Origin of the sequence: Bacteriovorax sp. BAL6_X (assembly GCF_000443995.1) — a bacterium.
In the GTDB taxonomy this organism is placed as follows: domain Bacteria; phylum Bdellovibrionota; class Bacteriovoracia; order Bacteriovoracales; family Bacteriovoracaceae; genus Halobacteriovorax_A.
Map to the genome: position 1 here is coordinate 261,547 of NZ_AUMC01000003.1, position 20,111 is coordinate 281,657.

21 protein-coding genes and 1 tRNA gene are annotated in these 20,111 nt (G+C 36.9%); 12 read left to right on the forward strand and 10 right to left on the reverse strand.

Going from position 1 to position 20,111, the window contains the following annotated elements:
• Window positions 1–49 precede the first annotated feature (49 nt).
• Complete coding sequence (locus tag M902_RS01415) at window positions 50–349, forward strand: hypothetical protein (protein ID WP_021266081.1); 300 nt, start codon at window positions 50–52, stop codon at window positions 347–349.
• On the opposite strand, the gene M902_RS01420 is transcribed toward M902_RS01415, so the two are convergent.
• Window positions 346–1,572 carry a sensor histidine kinase KdpD gene (locus M902_RS01420; RefSeq protein ID WP_021266080.1) on the reverse strand — a complete coding sequence of 409 codons (1,227 nt, stop codon included), beginning with the start codon at window positions 1,570–1,572 and terminating at the stop codon, window positions 346–348. The two genes, M902_RS01415 and M902_RS01420, sit on opposite strands and share 4 nt — an antisense overlap.
• Before the next feature lie 373 nt (window positions 1,573–1,945).
• Window positions 1,946–2,021 (reverse strand) — tRNA-Met (locus tag M902_RS01425).
• 149 nt (window positions 2,022–2,170) lie between these two features.
• Between M902_RS01425 and M902_RS01430 the strand changes: the two genes are divergently transcribed.
• Entirely contained in the window at window positions 2,171–2,467 is a 297-nt protein-coding gene (locus tag M902_RS01430; RefSeq protein ID WP_156979687.1) for a hypothetical protein, read from the forward strand.
• Window positions 2,468–2,569: 102 nt separating this feature from the next.
• The gene (locus M902_RS01435; RefSeq protein ID WP_021266275.1) at window positions 2,570–3,586 is read left to right on the forward strand and encodes a tryptophan--tRNA ligase; all 1,017 of its coding nucleotides are present in this window, start codon (window positions 2,570–2,572) and stop codon (window positions 3,584–3,586) included.
• 5 nt (window positions 3,587–3,591) lie between these two features.
• Here the strand turns inward: M902_RS01435 and M902_RS01440 are convergent, their stop codons facing one another.
• The 5 genes from M902_RS01440 to rplU all read right to left on the reverse strand — a co-directional run bounded on the left by M902_RS01440 (window position 3,592) and on the right by rplU (window position 6,211).
• Window positions 3,592–4,059 (reverse strand): 23S rRNA (pseudouridine(1915)-N(3))-methyltransferase RlmH, encoded by a 468-nt coding sequence (locus M902_RS01440; protein ID WP_021266211.1) that lies wholly within the window; start codon window positions 4,057–4,059, stop codon window positions 3,592–3,594.
• A gap of 6 nt (window positions 4,060–4,065) precedes the next feature.
• Window positions 4,066–4,530: a ribosome silencing factor gene (gene rsfS / locus M902_RS01445; RefSeq protein WP_021266482.1), complete on the reverse strand. Its 465-nt coding sequence runs from the start codon at window positions 4,528–4,530 to the stop codon at window positions 4,066–4,068.
• 3 nt (window positions 4,531–4,533) lie between these two features.
• Window positions 4,534–5,535 carry a GTPase ObgE gene (gene obgE, locus M902_RS01450; RefSeq protein WP_021265791.1) on the reverse strand — a complete coding sequence of 334 codons (1,002 nt, stop codon included), beginning with the start codon at window positions 5,533–5,535 and terminating at the stop codon, window positions 4,534–4,536.
• An 89-nt stretch (window positions 5,536–5,624) separates the two neighbouring features.
• A complete protein-coding gene (rpmA, locus tag M902_RS01455) occupies window positions 5,625–5,879 on the reverse strand; it encodes a 50S ribosomal protein L27 (protein ID WP_021266471.1) in 255 nt (84 codons plus the stop codon).
• Window positions 5,880–5,905: 26 nt separating this feature from the next.
• A complete protein-coding gene (rplU, locus tag M902_RS01460; RefSeq protein WP_021266313.1) occupies window positions 5,906–6,211 on the reverse strand; it encodes a 50S ribosomal protein L21 in 306 nt (101 codons plus the stop codon).
• Between the two features lie 244 nt (window positions 6,212–6,455).
• Here rplU and M902_RS01465 point away from each other — a divergent pair, with 244 nt between their 5' ends.
• Complete coding sequence (locus M902_RS01465) at window positions 6,456–7,265, forward strand: hypothetical protein (RefSeq protein WP_021266144.1); 810 nt, start codon at window positions 6,456–6,458, stop codon at window positions 7,263–7,265.
• Here the strand turns inward: M902_RS01465 and M902_RS01470 are convergent.
• Window positions 7,262–7,804, reverse strand: a complete 543-nt coding sequence (locus tag M902_RS01470; RefSeq protein ID WP_021266240.1) for a hypothetical protein — start codon at window positions 7,802–7,804, stop codon at window positions 7,262–7,264. The two genes, M902_RS01465 and M902_RS01470, sit on opposite strands and share 4 nt — an antisense overlap.
• Before the next feature lie 47 nt (window positions 7,805–7,851).
• Here M902_RS01470 and M902_RS01475 point away from each other — a divergent pair, with 47 nt between their 5' ends.
• From M902_RS01475 to M902_RS01510, 8 genes are all read left to right on the forward strand, one after another.
• Entirely contained in the window at window positions 7,852–9,108 is a 1,257-nt protein-coding gene (locus M902_RS01475) for a dicarboxylate/amino acid:cation symporter (protein ID WP_021266463.1), read from the forward strand.
• Between the two features lie 154 nt (window positions 9,109–9,262).
• The gene (locus tag M902_RS01480) at window positions 9,263–10,792 is read left to right on the forward strand and encodes a lytic transglycosylase domain-containing protein (RefSeq protein WP_021266427.1); all 1,530 of its coding nucleotides are present in this window, start codon (window positions 9,263–9,265) and stop codon (window positions 10,790–10,792) included.
• A 25-nt stretch (window positions 10,793–10,817) separates the two neighbouring features.
• A complete protein-coding gene (locus M902_RS01485) occupies window positions 10,818–12,062 on the forward strand; it encodes a hypothetical protein (RefSeq protein ID WP_156979688.1) in 1,245 nt (414 codons plus the stop codon).
• A gap of 152 nt (window positions 12,063–12,214) precedes the next feature.
• On the forward strand, window positions 12,215–13,396 hold the full coding sequence (locus M902_RS01490; protein WP_021265755.1) for a hypothetical protein: 1,182 nt from the start codon (window positions 12,215–12,217) through the stop codon (window positions 13,394–13,396).
• 183 nt (window positions 13,397–13,579) lie between these two features.
• Window positions 13,580–14,536 carry a porin gene (locus M902_RS01495; protein WP_040313729.1) on the forward strand — a complete coding sequence of 319 codons (957 nt, stop codon included), beginning with the start codon at window positions 13,580–13,582 and terminating at the stop codon, window positions 14,534–14,536.
• 395 nt (window positions 14,537–14,931) lie between these two features.
• Window positions 14,932–15,897, forward strand: a complete 966-nt coding sequence (locus tag M902_RS01500; RefSeq protein ID WP_021265973.1) for a porin — start codon at window positions 14,932–14,934, stop codon at window positions 15,895–15,897.
• A 99-nt stretch (window positions 15,898–15,996) separates the two neighbouring features.
• Window positions 15,997–16,992 (forward strand): hypothetical protein, encoded by a 996-nt coding sequence (locus M902_RS01505; protein ID WP_021266358.1) that lies wholly within the window; start codon window positions 15,997–15,999, stop codon window positions 16,990–16,992.
• A 93-nt stretch (window positions 16,993–17,085) separates the two neighbouring features.
• Window positions 17,086–18,072: a hypothetical protein gene (locus M902_RS01510; RefSeq protein WP_021265716.1), complete on the forward strand. Its 987-nt coding sequence runs from the start codon at window positions 17,086–17,088 to the stop codon at window positions 18,070–18,072.
• On the opposite strand, the gene M902_RS01515 is transcribed toward M902_RS01510, so the two are convergent.
• Together M902_RS01515 and M902_RS01520 are read right to left on the reverse strand one after the other, a co-directional pair.
• Entirely contained in the window at window positions 18,069–18,545 is a 477-nt protein-coding gene (locus tag M902_RS01515) for a tRNA (cytidine(34)-2'-O)-methyltransferase (protein ID WP_021266338.1), read from the reverse strand. The genes M902_RS01510 and M902_RS01515 overlap by 4 nt on opposite strands.
• Before the next feature lie 12 nt (window positions 18,546–18,557).
• Window positions 18,558–20,066 (reverse strand): leucyl aminopeptidase, encoded by a 1,509-nt coding sequence (locus tag M902_RS01520; RefSeq protein WP_021265790.1) that lies wholly within the window; start codon window positions 20,064–20,066, stop codon window positions 18,558–18,560.
• Window positions 20,067–20,111 lie beyond the last annotated feature (45 nt).

The following is a 20,111-nucleotide window of genomic DNA, read 5'->3' on the forward strand; positions in this document are numbered from 1 at the left end:
TATTTGTTAACTTTGCTCCGAAATAATCTTGAGAGATTTGGAGTAAATTATGAGAGATTATGATCCTAGAGTTTCATTTGCACAGAAGGTAGTTGTGGCCATCCACTACACACGAGAACAACGCTCGCATGTAAACGATGTCTTCTACTTCTCTTCTCTAAAACACTTAGATAAGGCCTATCTTGATGCTAATATTATACCTATTGATATTGCGGAGAAGATTCGTGAGGGGTGGGTTGAGTGCTACAAGAGCATTTGCCAAGAGTCTTTTAGCTTAAGCGATAAGGCCAAGAAGCATCTCAGGTTTTGGAGTGAATTGCTTACGCTGCCTAATGAAAGTATGCATTAATTCTTTGCGACTTGAAATGATAGCGACACTCTCGTTCCGATGTTGACGTCTGAGATGACTTTAATTTTTCCATTTGAAAAGTCTGTAAAGTATTTGACGATAGGAAGTCCGTAACCTGTACCTATTTTACCCTTACTTCCAAGGCGACTTGTTTTTCTATCAAAATGAAAGAGGCCTTCAATGATATCTTTAGGTATCCCTATTCCTTTATCAACGATGTCGATATAGAGGTGGCCAGCATCTTCATAAAGTTTAATGAGAATATCTTGTCCCTCATAGCTAAACTTAATGGCGTTTGAAATTAAATTACTAAGTATATGATCGAAGAAAATCTTCTGTTCGCAAAAAAATCCGCTATTTGTTCGAATATCAAAATGGAGTTTAAGGTCTTTATCATTTAAAAGCTTAAAGTGTTGCTCAGAATAATCCTTGATTAACTTCGGATAAATAATACTCTTTTCTGTAAGAAGGCTTTCAGAATCCAGTTGAAAGCTTCTAACATTAGAAATAATTTCCTGTACTTTCTTAAGAGAGTTATTAATTTGTGTATAAGAAGAGTCATCAATAACACTTTTTCTGAGTAAGCTAGAAATCTTAAGCTTTAGAATTGTAACAGGATTTGAGAGGTCATGTAATACTACATGAAGTAGCGTATCAAGCTGTTTATTAGAAAGTGCTAGTTTTAGTCGTGAATTCGACTCAAGCCAAACGTAGAAGAAGAAATAAATTGTCGTAAGGATTGAGAATTGTACAATATTAAACTTCAACAGTGTGTAGTATTGTATAGGCGTTAGTGGGTAAGAGAGAGAGCTAATGGTATGATCGAGTATAAAAAAAGATGCAAACGTTGAGATCATAGCAAGCACTCCAAAGAGAAGACCTGAGCGCTTATAGAAGACTCCAAAGAAAATTGGTGTTCCTGTAATCCAGAGGATCCCTGGTGACTTAACTCCTCCAAAAGTAAAAACTATAATTATCATGATAAAGACTGAAGGGAGAACACAGATGGCCTTGGCGAGCCTATGCTTACCTAGGAAACATGAAATGATAAAAAGTGATACCTGCCCAGCTGTATATGTGTAAAAGAACTCTTTTGGAATTTTGTGAAAGAGAACTTGTGGGTAAGCTATATAGTAATAGCAAACAGTTACTGAAGCTAAAATCAGTGTAAAAATAATCAGATAGCGCTGAATAAGGAATTCGCGTTTATAACTTAATTTCATTTGGGCCACAATAGTTCAAAAGAACATCTTATTCCATTAAAGTGAAATTTATTTATGGTAAATGACTGGATTTTTTAAGTAAGGAATTGGTTGCGGGTTGTCCCTGCGTTCATGAAGCGAAGCTTTATGACGCTGAGGAGCTTAATATGCAAAATTTAAAAACAAGCGTTAGCGCCAGTTTTTAAATGACGGTATATATGGTAAATGACTGGATTTTTTAAGTAAGGAATTGGTTGCGGGTTGTCCCTGCGTTCATGAAGCGAAGCTTTATGACGCTGAGGAGCTTAATATGCAAAATTTAAAAACAAGCGTTAGCGCCAGTTTTTAAATGACGGTATATATGGTAAATGACTGGATTTTTTAAGTAAGGAATTGGTTGCGGGGGCTGGATTCGAACCAACGACCTTCGGGTTATGAGCCCGACGAGCTACCAACTGCTCCACCCCGCGACAAAGTAAAATCAATATATTATCAGAAAGGTCTTATGTCAAATTAAATTTGTCAGACATAAATTACTAAAATTTCTAGAAGACGCTCCGATATGAACTCTGTATGAGGGATGTTAAAAAATAAAATTTTTGGAGTTTAGAAGATGGAAATGCAAAATCATAGCAAGCTAACGATTGATATCGATACTACAGAGCTTACACCTGCACAACTTCGCGCGATTAAAACAATTAATATGCTGATGGCCCATATTGTGACGACGGAAGATGAAGCGGACTTTTTTGATGGTACTGCTGAGGTTATGAGAATTTGTGCTTCACTAGTTAAACAGTCCAAATTTTGCCAAGGCAATTCTTCAATTCCATACGGTGATCAAGCATTGGAGTTTTCAATTGAGCTACTAACTGAACTAATGGAATCTTCTTCAGTTGTAAAATATGATAATTAAAAGAGTAGATATTTTGTTAGAAAAGGGCCTGCAGAGGGCCCTTTTTTTTTGTGTAAATATTAGCTATAAAGGACTGTGAACTTTTATAATTAGGCTTTTAAAATGAGTGACTCAAGTAAAAAGAAAATTTGTCTTACTGGTGTTAAACCAACAGGAATGCCACATTTAGGAAACTATATTGGCGCTATCAAACCAGCAATTGAAAATGTGAAGAATTCTGAAATGAATGGATACTTTTTTATTGCGGATTATCACTCGCTAATTACAGTTCATGACGGTGAGACTTTACGTAACGATATTTACGAAGTTGCTGCAACTTGGTTAGCAGCAGGTCTTGATCCTGAAAAGGCCGTTCTTTATAAGCAAAGTGACATTCCTGAGATTACAGAACTTAACTGGATTATTTCTTGTTTTGCTTCTAAGGGTTTAATGAACCGTGCTCACGCATATAAAGCTAAAAAAGATAAAAATGCTGAAGAGAATCGTGATGAGGACTTTGGAATTAATATAGGCCTATTCTCGTATCCTGTTCTTATGGCCGCAGATATTCTTTTTATGAATACGAATTATGTTCCAGTAGGTGAGGATCAACTTCAGCATATCGAGATTGCCCGTGATATCGCTTCAAGTTTTAATCATAAATATGGTGATCTCCTAACACTTCCAGAAGCTATTGTAAGTAAGGAAGAAGTGAAGCTGCTTCCTGGTCTTGATGGCCGTAAGATGAGTAAGTCATATGGTAATCATATTCCTTGTTTTGTTCCTGAGAAGAAATTAAAGAAGATGATTAATAAGATTACGACAGACTCAACTCCACCAGAGGCTCCAAAGAATCCTGATGATTCTTTAATTTTTGATATCTATAAATTCTTTGCTACCAAAGAAGAGCAAGATGCCTTAGCAAAACGCTACCAAGAAGGAATTGGATGGGGTTATGCTAAGCTTGAGCTTTTTGAAATCGTAAATCGTGAGATGAAAGAAGCTCGTGGAAAATACGATGCTCTTATGGCCGATAAATCTCAAATTGATAAGATTCTAGCTGAAGGTGCTGCAAAGGTTCGTCCAATTGCTCAAGAGAACCTAAGACGAATTAAGAAGGCCATTGGCGTTTCTAATTAAATCTTTTAGTTCTTATGGTAAGGGTGGTCTTGCTTGATCGTCTGCGCTCGATATATTTGCTCAATAAGAACAAGTCGTGCAATTTTATGAGGGAATGTCATTGGAGAAAGGGAGAGTTGATAATCAACTGTCTTTAGAAATTCTTTTGGAAAGCCTGCCGCTCCACCGATTAAGAAGCAAACACCTTTTTGCTGAGTTTCAATAACATTATAGATAAACTTACTTAGCTTTTCACTATCACAAGTTTTCCCATGCTCAGTCATGGCAACGATATGTTGGTTTCCAAACTTAGCTTTTATAGATTCGACTTTATTTAGAAGTTCTTTTAGTTCAAGATCGATATTTTCTTGATGGCCTTTACATTCGTGGATGTGAAGTTTTGGGAAGTTAATTCGCTTTAAGTATTCACTTTCAAGCGCGATAAGATGCTTATCCTTTAACTTCCCAATGACAATAACGTGATTGTCTTTCATGGATTACTAGAAGTAACCTTTATCTGAGTCTGCAGATGCTGCAGCTTCTTCAGAAGAGTAATAGTACTCATTTGGAATTTCAACTGTTGGTACTGACCATAAATTATCAATATCGTAAGCTTCACGAGCTGACTCATCAAAGATATGAACAATGATGTCACCAAGGTCAATTAGAATCCAATCCGTTTGTTGGTGTAGACCTTCTTTAGAGATGACTGTTTGTCCTTTTCTCTTCATTTGCTTTGCAATCTCATCAGACATAGCATTTGCCATTGAAGAGTTTGTTGCAGAAGCAAGAATGAAGTAATCAGCAAGAGCAGTAGTTTTTCTCATATCAAGAACTTTAAGGTTGATACCTTTAAAGTTTCCAAGAATCCAAGCACTTGCCATTGCAATATTTAGAGGAAATTCTAGTTTTGAATTATCTGCAATTTCATCTACATTTTTTGTGATAAATTCATTTTGTGACATTGGTTAGTCCTTTATCGTTTTAAGCATTAAAGATTTTAATAAGTCTATATTCAGTCCAGATACTGAAGAGATCGGAAGACACTTTCTATCAACTTGTGCTTCAAAGAAGTCTTGGAACTTCTTAATTTCTTCATCTGTCATAGCATCAATTTTTGTTAAACAAATAAGCTCTTTCTTATTTAAAAGATCTTCACTATAGCGACCTAATTCTTGGCGAATAATTACGTATTGCTCAAATGCCTCGTATTCATCAAGACACCAAGAAACATCAACTAAGTGAACAAGAGATTTTGTTCTTTCAATATGTTTAAGGAATTTAATCCCTAGACCTTTCCCCTCAGAAGCGTCTTCAATTAGCCCTGGGATATCGGCAACAACAAATGAGTCATCTTCTCCTAGAGTCACAACTCCAAGATTTGGTTCAAGTGTCGTAAATGGATAATCAGCAATCTTTGGTCTTGCTGCTGAAATTGATGAGATCAGAGTCGATTTCCCAGCATTTGGCAGTCCAACAAGAGCAATGTCTGCAAGTAGGCGAAGTTCAAGTTCTACTTCAAGTTCAACACCTTCCTTTCCGGCAGTAGCTTTTCTTGGTGCCTGGTTTGTCGCAGTTTTGAAATTTAAGTTTCCAAGACCACCACGTCCTCCAGCTGCAACCATAATTCGCATACCGTGATCAGTAAGGTCCGCAATAACTTGATTTGTTTCCACATTTCGAACAATTGTCCCTATCGGAACTTTGATTGTGAGGTCATCCCCAAATGCTCCACACATTTGACGGCCACCACCTTGTTGCCCATGCTGAGCACGGTAGTGCTTTTTTCCTCTGAAGTTAACAAGAGTGTTCATTCCCTCATCTGCTTCAAAATAGATACTTCCGCCATCTCCACCGTCACCTCCATCTGGTCCACCAAATGGAATATATTTTTCACGGCGAAAGCTTACGCATCCGTTTCCTCCGCTTCCGGAAATAAGTGTAATTTTAACTTCATCGATAAATTTCATAATAAGGTCTTATATAAAAAAAGGGAGCACTATGTATAGGCTCCCTTTAATATTTACAACTAATTAATAGCGTAAAATGGTAATTTTAATTAAGCTTCAACAACAGAAACGATTTGTTTCTTCTTGTTATAGAAACCAAATTGAACTTTACCTTCTTTCGTAGCGAATAGAGTAAAGTCTTTTCCAACTTTTACGTTTTTTCCAGCGTGGAACTTAGATCCCGCTTGTCTTACAATGATGTTTCCTGGAACAACTGCTTCACCACCAAACTTCTTAACACCATACATATTTGGGTTTGAATCACGACCGTTACTTGTTGAACCACCGGCTTTTTTGTGTGCCATATCTAACTCCTAAAATTGATAATTAATTAAGCTTTAACTTCTTTGATTTTTAAAGTTGTAAAGTGTTGTCTGTGTCCGTTCTTCTTGATGTACTTACCTGGCTTTCTTTTAGAAACGATAACTTTTCTTGAACGATCATGTCTTACTACTTCAGCAACAACTTTAGCACCAGCAACAGTTGGAGCACCAACTTTTGCACTTTCACCACCAACAAATAGAACCTTGTCGAACTCTACTGTTGAACCAGCTTCTTGATCTAATTTCTGAACATCAATAGTCATACCAGCTTCTACTCTGTACTGGTGACCTGAGATCTCTACTACTCCGTACATACTTTCTCCTAATGAAAGGCAGTCTTTGGGGGTTGCTATATTATATCGCGAACTCTTTTTTCCCTCGGACTGAAATTAACTTTATGAAACTAGGATTTTTATTAATAATTGGGCCTGTTGTCAAGGACTAAGACGCAATTACACTCCTTTATTTGAGGATTTTTTGCCTAGCGCTAAGCGGAAGTGCCTCCGAGCTTATTTTGTCGGAGAAAATACCGAAAAATTAAGTTGAATGGAGGCTCTAATGCAATCTGTAAGTAATGAAAAATACACATATTATCAATATGCTAAGGAACAGGCCCTGCCTGTTTATATTAGACTGCGCGTTGCGGAGTTCGATCCTGAGATCGCGGGATTTTTACAAATCATGAATTTTACCGAACTAGGTGAAAAAGAGAGTGAGCTGGCCCAACAAAATTTAGCGTCTAATCAGATGGCCAAGGTCATGACAATTGATGAGGCTACACCAATGGTTGCCGCTCAAATTAGATCAAATTTTGATAACGATAAGTACGGCAAAGAGTCTATTGTTCAAAAGCCAGGCTATAATGTCTACCGCTATAAGAATATGGCCATGATTGTTCTCTCTTTAGCTTCAAATGAGTGGATAATGGGAACATTTCCTGAACTTGGTCACACTGAAAGAGAATTTGAAAGTCGAGTGGTAATTAATCGCTTTCTTACATGGGCGTTGGCACCAATGGGCATAATTGGACTTTGGGGACACAAAACTAAGCAAGGAATCATCTTAGGTCGTATGGCCGAGGTAAAAGGTGAGGTGATCTATATTGATTACCGTAATCAGAATATATTTACGATGAGTGAAGTTCATAAGCTTAGAAAATCTGAAATATTCATCAAGCAAGATGCCCTTCATAAGTTGGGGCCAGTAAGAATGAGATTTGAAGATGCTCAAGCATTTCTAGCAATTCATTCGGCCTACTTTGGCGCCAACGGAATGCCAATGGCAACAAGACAAGCTGTGGCCACTCTTGCCAAGAATATTATGAGCTATAAGTTTGCAGTCAACGATATAGCAAAAGAGCTAAATTAATTTTTTAAAAGTTTAATGAGAAAAGAATCCTTAATTTTCACATCATCTTTTTTTATCATATGAATGAATATCGGGAAGCATGTAATTGTACATGCTCCTGAATATGTTATGGCAAGTCCGGCTTCATCGTTCCAGATATAGACCGATGTGCCGTCATTATTGATGAATTTATCCTGCTTACCATAGCGATTGATCAGTGACTGGTGAAAAGTATTGTGAAGAAAATAATTGGGAAGTCTTGCATAGAAATCTAAAACGATTTCATCTCGAACATGAATAAAAACGGGAAAGAAGTAACTTTGGTGGCGAATTTGAATTTCATATGTTGCCACTGGTTTCTTATCATTAATAAGCCTAATTGCTTTGTAGTCTTTTTTTATATCTGACAGTTTTTGTCCAGGATGGAAAGGCTTGAATTTATCGAAAGTAAAATCGTAATTTGGTTCTTCTACCTTAGCTTTTGCCGGATTGATAAATATGCAAAATGATAAGAGAATAAATGAACATGTTAGAATTTTGTTAAGATTTTTTTCAACCATACGTTATTTTAAACGATTTGAATTTTTATAGTTAAAAGGGGAATTTAATGCAACCAGCAGCAAAGAAGGAAGCGCAGAAGATTGGTATTGCAATGGTGCTCGGATTAATTTTGGGTCTTCTGTTACATTATTTTGGAAAGGGTGAATATGTAAAATTTATTTCTCCTATTGGAGATGCCTTTATCTCCCTTTTAAAAATGGTAATTATTCCTCTTGTTTTCTCTTCAATCTTTATGGCGATGTATCACTTAGGAACTCCTGAATCTCTAGGTCGAATGGGTGTAAGAGCTGTTGCATACTACTTTGTGACAACATGTATTGCGGTTTTATTTGGTATCATTTTTGTAAATCTAATCAATCCTGGCGTTGGTGCAGACCTTGGAGCCGCCGGAGTACAAGGCTTATCAGAGGCGATGCAATCTAAGGTTGCAAGTAGCTCTGGTGGTTGGGCATCATTATTTGCTTCAATTAAGGAAGTTCTTCTAGGCGCTATACCTACTAATCCATTTGGCTCAATGGCCGATGGTAATATCCTTCAGGTAATTGTCTTCTCTATTTTAATGGGAATGACTGCATTATTCATTCCTAAAGATAGTGAGCCATTTGTTAAAGTTGTTGGTGCTCTAGAGGCCCTTTCAAATAAACTAACAATGGGGGTGATGAGTTTAGCACCTTACGGAATTTTTGTTTTAATGACAGGCGTCCTTGCTAAGTCTGGTTTTGGTGCGATTATTTCACTTTCAAAATATATGGTTACAGTAATCTTAGGTCTTATATGCCATGGTATTTTCCTTCTAATTGTAGGAAGTATTCGTAGTAAGACTTCTCCTTTCGAAATATTAAAAGGTGTGGGACCAGCTATTATCACGGCATTCTCGACAGCTTCTTCTGCGGCAACTCTACCAATTACGATGATGAATGTTGAAGAGAATCTTGGTGTTGATAAGGACACTGCAAAGTTTGTTCTACCTCTAGGTGCGACTGTAAATATGGATGGGACTGCTTTATATGAATCAGTTGCGGCCATCTTTATTGCACAAGCATATGGCTATGACTTAGGTCTTACACAACAAATAATTATTTTTATGACAGCTTCTCTTGCGGCCATTGGTGCTGCTGCGATTCCTGGAGCTGGACTCATTACAATGTCGATTGTTCTTTCGGCCGTTGGTCTTCCTATTGAGGGGATCGGTCTTATCCTGGCCGTTGACAGAATTCTGGATATGTTCAGAACAGCTGTTAATGTATTTGGTGATGCCATGGGAACAGTTGTTGTTGACTCGATGCTAAGAAATAAAGAGTAAACAATACAAACTATTGATTTTAGTGCGGAACTTAACCGAAAAAATCTTTTCCTCGTTGACTCAGACATGACAATTTGAAAAAATATGAGAACCCTAAATTTAGGGTTCTCTAATATTTATGAACGCTGAATACACATATAGTTAAGGATGATCGATGAGAATTAATGGATTAATTTTACTGGTAGCCTCCCAACTGCTCTTTTCATGTATCTCTGTTGAGAAAGATGTCCCGAGCCCGAAGGACATTTCTGAAATAGTTGAAACAGATACGGAAATCGAAGCTGATGCGGAGTTCTCAGAAGAGAAGATCATTGCACGCAGTGCTAAGCACGGTGCAGAGTTCTCAAGTGATCAAATTGTAGGGTCTGCAAAGATCGAACATCCAACATCTCACGAACTTAAGACATACTTCCTATATGGAGCTGAGCACTTAAACCTTGAGAATAATTATTTTGATATTCCTGTTGTTTACAATGCTGCTGTAAAAAAATGGATTAAGTATTTTACTACTCGTGGCCGTGGTTTCTTTGAAAGGTACTCTGCGAGAGCTGGAAGGTATGCACCAATACTTTCTAAGGTTTTAAAAGACAACGGACTTCCACAGGATTTAATTTTCTTAGCAATGGCCGAGTCTGGTTTTCAAACGAAGGCAAAGTCTTGGGCAAAAGCAGTCGGCCCTTGGCAGTTCATGCCATATACTGGACGTCGTTATGGACTTGAAGTTAATTGGTACGTTGACGAAAGACGTGACCCAATTAAATCTTCATATGCAGCTTCAAAATACCTAAGAAAGCTATTTAACCAATTTGGTTCTTGGGAACTTGCTGCTGCTTCGTATAATGCTGGTGAAGGGAAGATGTCTCGTGCGATTCGCCGCTACCGTACAAAGAACTTTTGGAAAATTAGAAAGGGACGCTACCTTAAGCCAGAAACAAAAAACTATGTTCCAAAAATTATGGCCCTTGCGATTATCGGAAAGAACCTTAAATCATTTGGTTTTGAAGAAATCGATTGGCATGAGCCTTTAGACTTTCAAGAGATTTCTGTTCCAGGTGGAGCTGACTTATTTGAAATAGCAAAAGACTTAAATGTTGAATTTGATGATCTACACTACTTAAACCCTGAGATTCAAAGATGGTTTACGCCACCAACTCATAAGACCTATACTCTAAGAGTTCCTGTTGGAAAAAGAGAACAGTGGGCCGCTTGTTGTACACAGAAGAACTACGTTGCAAGTCAGGACGTTTTTCAAAAGTACCGCGTAAGAGGAAAAAGAACTCGACTTGATGATGTTGCAAGAAAGTTCAAGATTAAGGATAAAGAAGTTCTTACTTGGCTAAATGATGATTACCGCTCTCATCGCTCTAGAGTTAAACGTGGATCATATGTAACGCTACCTTTCAGAATTGGTCAGAGTAAAAAAGATAATATGTATGCTGACCTTTACGATAAACCACGTAAGTCAGTAGTGAGGAAGAGAAAGTATCGCAATCGTATTCGCCTAGCTAAACAACGTGGAAAGAAAATTAGTAATCCAACTAAATACTATACAGTTCAACGTGGTGACTCTCTGTGGTCAGTATCACGAAAAACTGGAGTTAGTCTTGATACGCTTATTGTTTCTAACTTAAACATTATTAAGAAGAGACAAATAAGAGCAGGTGATAGACTCGTCATTAAATAATCTAAAAAAATGTAAGAAAAAAATAGTGAAAAATATCTGGAACCACGCTTTAATGCGTGGTTTCGCTATTTTAATTCCAAAAAAAATAAGCTATTGTATTGCCAAACACAACACACAAGGAATTTGGTACATGGCCTATAGCGATATTCTAAAGCTTAAAAAAGTCGAAGTTAAACAAGAAGAGAAAACATTTATTAAAAATTTAATTGTTGGAAATGATATCTTTGCGATCGATTTATTTGACCATTTAAATAACTTAGATGCGACAAGTGTGAAGCTTCTTTCAGAGGAAGAAATTACTGAAGATAATTTTAAACTGATGGGGCCATCATTAATTCGCGGTGAAGAAAATATTTCAATCTTTAAAGAGCTAGGCTTAGTTGAAGAAGCTCAAATTAGTGGCTCTTGTTTTTATAAAGACTCAAAATTTCATGCTTTTGGCTCACGTACAAAGCCAATGCCACTACTTTGGGGAGAAGAAAGTTATATTGATAATCATATTCAATTATCACCTTCTCAAATCCTTCCCTCACTTAAGAAAGAAGGGCTTCTTGAGAGAATTAAAGAAAAAAATTACGGCCTAAGAATCAAAGAAATTTTCCGCACAACTCCTGAAGAATTAATTGATCAGGCCTTCTGGAAAGTATGCCTAACAAATGGGCTAATTATTGAATGTGAAAATCTTTACTGGGGAGAGTCTCCATCTAAATTCTTAGAGCTTTTCCAAGAAAAGAAAACGCTTTCTAGTGAATTTATCGAATTTTGTGAAAGCACGACAACACCATGCTCTTTATATGTTCACTTAGATTTAGAAGAGAAGATTACAAAGGATGAGGAAGCAGAGCAGACTTACTTCTTTCCACTTTCGTTTACCCACGACTGGGGACATTTTATTGGTGAAATCTGTGAATCAGAGAGCGAAGGTTATGCTCAAACTGCTAAATTTGTCACTTTTGTCGATAAAGAAGAGAGTTCAGAGGAAGATATTTCTAAAAAAATCAATCTTTTGAAGAAAAACTTGGCTAAGAATTTTGACGCTTTTGATGAGAATAAGTCAAAGGAGCGCGTGGTTTTAAGAGATTATTCTTATTGTCCAGATATTGACGATTCTTCAATTGCAGATGGAACCCTAAATGAAGATCATCTAATCTTCTTTAGTTTTAACGCTCCTTTGAAGCAAGCGGCGACAAAAAATGTTACGTTCGTAGATTCTTGGATGTCGTCAAAATTTCTCGCACGTGGTGTGGCCGTCCAAGCAAAGATAAAATAAAAAATACTTATCAATACTCCGGAGTTGCGAATTCTTTAGCAATTTCGGGGTGTTGACATTCATCCCAACTCCTTTGAAAATTTAAGAACTAACATTTATTAGAAGGGTTTAATTTTTAAACTCAAGGATTTTACTCACTCAAGGAGAGGAATATGAAAAAGGTATTTTTAGGAGCAGCAACGCTAGCACTTTTAAGTACAAGCGCTTACGCAACAAAAGCAAGACTTCTTGCTCTTGGTGATGAAGTTGAAGACAACTACTACACAATGGATGATCGTTACATCTTTACTAACGCATCATTTGTAAACAACTTTGGTGACATGGTTGTACTTGAATATGGCTCAGAGGGAATTGGTTCTGGAGCATCAACACTTGATACTGATGGTGATCCAAAAGCAATGGGTGGATTCTTTAAGAAAATGGGGAACTTCACATATGGTCTTTACCTTGGAAATGAATCAAATATTTCATCATCTCTAAGAATTCTTGCATCTGCGCCAGCATCAGGAGGCTATCTTGCTACATCTGATAATCAAGTAGAGCTTTTCATTGGTGGTAAAGCCGGTGTGAACTGGGGTGCTTCTTTTGTTTACGCTTCCTCAGAAAGAAATGTTGAAAGTCTTCCGGCACCAGGTACTTTCCATGTGCATGAAGATAGTGCAATGGCAGTTAAGCTTGGTGTTAATAAAGACAATTGGGATGCATATACAAATATCTCTCTTAACTCAGAATCAGAGAATAAAACGACAGGTAATAAATTTGATGGAACACTTGGTGTTCAAGTTGGTGGTTCTTACACAATCAATAATGACACTAAATTTTATGGTTCATATAAGACATTTACATGGGATCAAGAAAGAGGCTTAGGTGCTGAAGATGGAGATCTTTCTCGTCTAGATCTTGGAGCAGGTAAAGAATACAAAGTTGAAGGTGGAATGGTTTTCGTAAGAACTGCATTCCAAATGATCAATGTAGAAGTTAATGCTGCTCCTGGTAAAGCAAAGCTAGAAACTATGAATCTTCCAGTTATTATTGGTGCTGAAACTAAAGCAACTGATTGGTTAACTCTAAGAGGTTCTGTTTCTCAGTCTATTTATTCAAATGCAAAATCTACTGACCTTGCAAATGCGACAGGCGGATCAACTAATATTTTAGCATCAGCTGTTGTTGCTGACTATAATGGATCTTACACAAATGGTGATGCTTCTTTTGAAAATACAACAAGAGTTGCAGTAGGTGCTACTCTTACTTATAAAACTGTTGATATTGATGTTTACACTGGTTCAAACGGTGAAGACACTGATTCAAGAGTTGCTATGAAGTATAACTTCTAATCAACTTTAAAATTTTTGATTATATACAGAAGGCCGTGGAAGCATAACCACGGCCTTTCTTAAAAAAAAGTAAAAAAAAATTGCACACAAAAACAAAAAGGGTATAATTTAGTAAATTATTTTTAAAATCGAACTAGAACGCTAGTTTAAATAAAACAAAACAAGGAGTAAGTTTTGAAAAAAATGACAGGTATTATCGCAATGGCAGTACTTTCTTCTGCAGCATTTGCAAACACAATCGTTCCAGAAACTTCACGTGATGGAAAAACTAAAAATGATTCAGTAATCGCTACTACTGGTGAAATGAGAACTTTCGTAGCTGGTGAGTATAACTCAAAAACAACAGAGTCTGACGCTGCTGGTTCATCAGAAGTTGATACAACTAACATGAATGTTTATGGTGCATGGTCAAACAAAATGATCTCTGTTGAAGCAGATATCAACATGGGTGAGTTTGCCGATACTGATAATGATTCATATGGTGTAAAAGCTGCATATAGAATCAACAAGGATTTTGCTCTAGGTCTTGGATACACAATGATGTCTCAAGATACAGCTAATGATGATGAGCAAACAAAACTAGAAATCGCTGGTTCATACAATATGAATGACCTAGTAATCGGTGCTTCTTTTGCAATTAACTCTGAAGAAGATAATGCTGGTACAGACGGTTCATACAACACTCTTACAGTAGGTGTTGGTTCAAACGCTAACAATATGTCTTGGGAAGCAGGTCTTACTTACACAATGGAAGAAGATACTGATCTAGATGTAGGTTCAAAATTTGAACTATTTGCTGGTATGACTAAAGTTGTTAACAACATCGAATTAGACGGTGATCTTTCTTATACAACTGGTGATGCTTCTGCAACTGCTGGTGGTGACTACACTAACCTAGAGCTTAACTTTGATGCTGAATTCCTAGTAGGGAAAATGTTCTACATCACTCCAGGTCTTAACTACACAAGCGAAGATAATGATGGTTCAGAAACTAACCAACTTGATCTATCTGCTGACTTTGGTTACAGAGCTAACAAGATCGATGCAACTTTTGGTATTGACTATGCTGTAATGGCTGAGTCTAACGATGTTGACTTTGATTCAATGGCTTGGAAAGTTAACGTAGCTTACAACTTCTAATTTTAATTTTAAAATTTAGAATATACGTGAAGGGAGGCTTATGCCTCCCTTTTTGTTTGCGTGCATCCGCAGGAGCGGATGACGCAATTCAACCCAGCGAGTCCCAGGAAGGGACGAGTCGGGTAAGCAACTATGCAATCTCGCTTACTATTTATTGAATGAATTACTTTGCAAAAAAACGCAGGAGCGGATGACGCAATTCAACCCAGAGGCGACCACGAAGAGAGCCTTCGGGTACAGTCTTTGCAAAATTAAGTAGCTCATTATTGAATGAAACTCTTAGTTGTAAATATAGAATCCACACCCGTCTAAGTTTTTTTTTTTTAATTAATTTAAGTTTTTATTTTTTTCTTCTTAGTTGAAAATTTGCATATACAAATTTAATGGAGGAAGAAATGAATAAAACATTTATGGCGGCAACTTTAGTTGGGCTTACAACATCAGCAGTATTTGCAAACACGATTGTTCCTGAAATATCACGTGATGGTAAAACTAAAAATGATTCAACAATTGCAGTAACACAACAGATGAGATCTTTTATAGCAGCAGAATATAACTCTACTACGTTTGAGCCTGATGCAGGTGGCGAAATCGATACGACTAATTTTGATATATTTGGAGGCTGGTCAAATAAAATGCTTTCTATTGAGGCCGATCTCGATTTTGGTAATGTTGATACAGGTGCAGCTGACACTGATTTTACGACTTACGATATTAAGGCCGGCTTTAGATTAAATAAAGAATTCGCTCTAGGGCTTGGGTATCAGATGATAGACACTGATCCTAATAATGAAGTTTCTACAATTGAAATAGCGGCATCATATAATATGAATAATTTTATAATTGGTGCATCATTTAGCATTGTTGATGAAGATACTGGTTCTGCTGATGGTTCTCACAGTAGAATTATATTTGGTGTAGGCTCAAATGAAACTGCAATGTCTTGGGAAGCAGGTCTTCAATTCGATTTAGAGGAGAAAGATGATGCAGTAACATCTCCTTCTAGAACGAAGTTATTTGCTGGTACGACAATGATTATAGGTGAAATGGAAATTGACGGAGATATCGATTATACAACTGGTGACTTTACTGTTGCTGGTGGAGATTTTTCTGAGTTACATCTAAATATTGATGCTGAGTTCATGGTTGGTGGAATGTTTTATATTACACCAGGTATAGAGTACACAACTACAGATAATAATGGAACAGATACCGATCAATTAGATCTATCTGCAGATTTCGGATACCGAGCAAATATGATTGATGCTACATTCGGTATTGATTATGCTTTAATGGGTGAGGTCGGAATTGCTGACTATGATGAAATGGCATGGAAGATTAATGTTGCTTACTTATTTTAAAAACTAATTATGATCTAATACCTATTTGTAAAAGGGAGATTTTCATCTCCCTTTTACAGTTGTATAATCGATGACAACATATACGCCTAGGAGCTTTAGTTGAAATCGATTACATTTTTAATACTTATTACTCTTTCACTGATTAGTGCTAGTGTATCTGCAAATTTTATTCTTCCTGAAATTTCTCGTGATGGTAAAAGCTTAAACACTTCGGTTATTTCTGTCTCTCAAGAAAAAAGAAACTTTACCGCTATCAAGTATGAATTCTTAAGTGTTAAAAGTGATGCGACTCCAGCAGTTGAAATCAAACAAAGCTCTCCAGGGATTTTAGGCGGGTTTTCGACTAATAGCTTTAGTGGCCAGTTTAATATGGATATTCCTACCTATGATGTGGAAGGTGTAAAGAACCATGCAACTAATTTTTCATTCCTTGGTGGATACCAAGTAAATAATAAGCTAACTCTAGGGATTGGCTATACAAAGTCCGAATTAGATATTTCAACAGATGAAAACGTTATTGCAGCAGGTGGAAGTCTTAAAGTAAAAGACAAGGTTTTAGGTGGTTCTGTTGAATATGTTGAAAATAAAACTTCTAACACAAAAGGTGGATTCTTTGTTTTGAGTGCGGGCTTTGGTCAGCAGGATGCTAAAAATAGTGTTGAGGCAGGAGTGCAATTAATGACAGAAGGTTCTGGTGACTTAACTGTAGGAAAACGTTTCGCTCTCTTTAGTAGTATGACAAAAGTTGTTAATGGAATTGAAATTGATGGTAGCTTCACATACGAGTTTGGAAATTACCTAAATGTTAATGATAATGCATTAGATGGAAATAATTATAATGCGCTTTTCTTTGAATTCGATGCAGAGTTCTTAGTAGGTTCAAACTTCTATATTACTCCAGGTATTAATTACTCTGCAGAGAATGCTCCAGGTATATCAAATGATACTTCTAATGTGAGTTTAAAAAGTGATTTTGGTTATCGCACAAAAAGACTAGATGCAACAATTGGTGCAAGTTATGTCTTTATTGGTGAAGAGAACGATATTGATTATGATGGCCTAGGCTGGTCACTAAATATTGGATATAAGCTTTAATCGATATATCGAAATAAATAAATTATGAGTAGGGAGGCTTTGACCTCCCTTTTTATATCCTCTAAAATAAAAACAAATTATTTATGAGGTGTTATGAATAAACAAATTTTTGTATTTTCGCTATTATTATCATCAACTGCATTTGCAAACCGAGTTATGCCTGAAATCTCTAAAGATGGTAAAACTAGACATAGCTCTTCAATGGCCGTGGCAAATGACCGCAGACAATTTTTTAATTCTCAATTCGAGGGTGGAAGTGCTGAGATTCAAGATATCGATACTCTTGATAGCTCTGATTTTGATATCAATGGTGCTTTTGGAAATCGTGTAATTTCGGCCGAATTTTCATATAACGACAATATTGGCTTCGCTCAGACTAGGCCAATCATAACAGAGGTAGGTCATAATAGAGAGGCCGTTCTTCTATTAGGGTTTAGGCCTGTTGACTTAGTTTCTTTTGGTTTTGGTTATCGCAATATAGAAAGAGATATACAAAATAAGAATATAAATACTTTTGAAGTAGAAGCTTCAACAATGTTTAATATTAATCGCGTAAGTTTTGGCGGTGCTTATAAGTATGTAAAACCAAATTCACAAAGACATGGTTACTATGCGGACTTAACTCTTGCTGGCGGATATTTAGATGAGGTTCTTACTATAGAATCTGGTTTAAGTGTTAAGACGAAAAGCCAAGAGCTTAATCGTGGAACACGCAAAGAATTCTTTATTGGTGGAACGCTAAAGCATAGTAACTTAGAATTTGATACTGATTTCGAATATGAGACTGGGGATAACGGCTACGAAACAGGAGATTATAAGAGAATGAAGTTTAACTTTGATCTTGAAGTTCTTTATACGAAATACCTATATGTAACCCCAGGAATTGATTATAGAAATCTTGAGATTAATAGCTCTAAATCTGAGCAAGTTTATACTTCTGTAGACCTTGGATACCGCGAAACAGGAATGGATATTACGCTAGGACTCGATTACCTTGTAGACGGAAATCTAGAGATTTCAAGTCAAGATATTAAGCTTGATCAGTATAGGGTAACTTTAGGAATGGGATACCAATTTTAGTATTGAATAACTCTTAATGCTTCGTAGGCTACGGCCGTGGCCACATTTGAGAGGTTCAACGATCTCACATGCTCTGAAAACATCGGAAGACAAAATAATCGATTAGGGTGGCTATCAAAGATATGTTTTGGTAGCCCTTTTGTTTCGGAACCAAAGACTAAGTAACAACCATTAGAGTAGTTACGGCCATAGAAGTGGTTTTCTTTAGCAGTCTTTGTATAGAAGAATAGATCTTCTTCTTGTGGTTTTTCATTATCAAGAAATTCTTCCCAGTTTTCATATTCGGCAACTTCAACGTGTTTCCAGTAATCAAGTCCTGCTCGTCTAACGGCCTTCTCTGAAAGATCAAAACCATAAGGTTTTATAAGGACAAGTCTTGCACCAAGAGCGATACAAGTGCGCCCAATACTCCCGGTGTTTCCGGGAATATCTGGCGCATATAGAACAATATTAAAAATTGCGTTACTACTCACTGGGATGACTTCTTATTTTTGCTTTAAGTACTCAACAAGAGATCTGATCACAGTTCCTGAAGCACCTTTTGGTGGACAGTATGGTAAGTGAGATTGAGAATCTCCAACACCTGCGATATCAAGGTGTGCCCAAGCAATGTCATTTTTAATGAATTCTTGTAGGAATGCTGCTGCTTTAGCTGTCCCACCCCAACGTGAACCACCGATATTCTTAAGGTCTGAAATAGTTCCTTTCATATCTTTTTGCCACTCAGGGATAATTGGAAGTTCCCACATATACTCATCTGCAGAGTCTGCAGCTTTTAGTAGGCTAGAAGCCAGTTTCTTGTCATTTGACATAAGACCACAAACCTCAGTACCAAGTGCCATTAGACATGCCCCTGTAAGTGTAGCAGCGTCGATGATTGCATCTGGTTTTTGGTCACAAGCATAGTCTAGACAGTCAGCAAGAACTAAACGTCCTTCAGCATCAGTGTTTAGAATTTCAACTGTTTTACCATTTCTAGCTTTTACAATTGAGTCTGGCATTGTTGCTTTAGAGTTAACTGCGTTATCAGTCATACCTAGGATACAAGTGATTTTAACTGGAAGTTTCATTTTAGCAGCAGCTCTAAATGCAGCGTAAACAGTTGCTGAACCGGCCATATCAAACTTCATATTCATCATTGAACCACCTGGCTTAAGTGAGTATCCACCAGTATCAAAAACAAGTCCCTTTCCTACGAAAGCGATGTGCTTAGTGTTCTTAGTTGCTTTTGAAGGAGTGTAAGTTAGGTGAACTAACTGAGCATCAAATGCAGAACCGTCGTTAACAGATAGGAAAAGATCCATTTTTTCTTTCTTAAGTTCTTTTCTACCCATGATCTTACATTTTACACCGGCCATTCCTTCAACATCTTTTTTAACACGCTTAGCGTATTCTGTTGAACGAAGAACATTTGGTGGCTCGTTTACGAAGTCACGAGCAACGTTTACAGACTCAGCAACGATTTGTGCGTTTTTGATAGCTTTATCAAATTCTTTCTTTTTAGCTGCTTTTTCAGCAGTATCGATAATTACTTCTTTAAGCTTTGCTGGCTTTGAGTCAGAAAGGTACTTATCAAACTTATATGCAGTCATTTCGAAAGCTTCAACTAGAATAGCTAGAGACTCTTCTTTCTTTGACTTGTAAGTGAAAGTGTCAAAAGCTACAGCAACTTTCTTGTATTTAGAAACTGTTTTATAAGCTTTTGCTAACTCTTTTCTAATATCTTCAGTTGTTACTTTAGTCTTGTCACCAAGACCAATAACTAAAACATCGCTACCATAGTGGTTAAATGAGTAAGTTGTTCCTTTCGCTCCAGTGTAGTCTTCTGAGCTGCTCATTGATTCAAAAGTAGCCTTAAGCTCTTTTGGCCAACCTGTAAGTGCTACAGTTGCAACTTCTTTTTTCGCTTTCTTAGTCATTGTCGAGTAAGCACCAATTACATAGCAATCAGCACTTGAACTTTCTTTAGAATTTAAATTCAAAGTGAATTTCATATTTGCTCCTTAAAAGGGGGTTTCAAAGTGATTTAAGAGGGTATA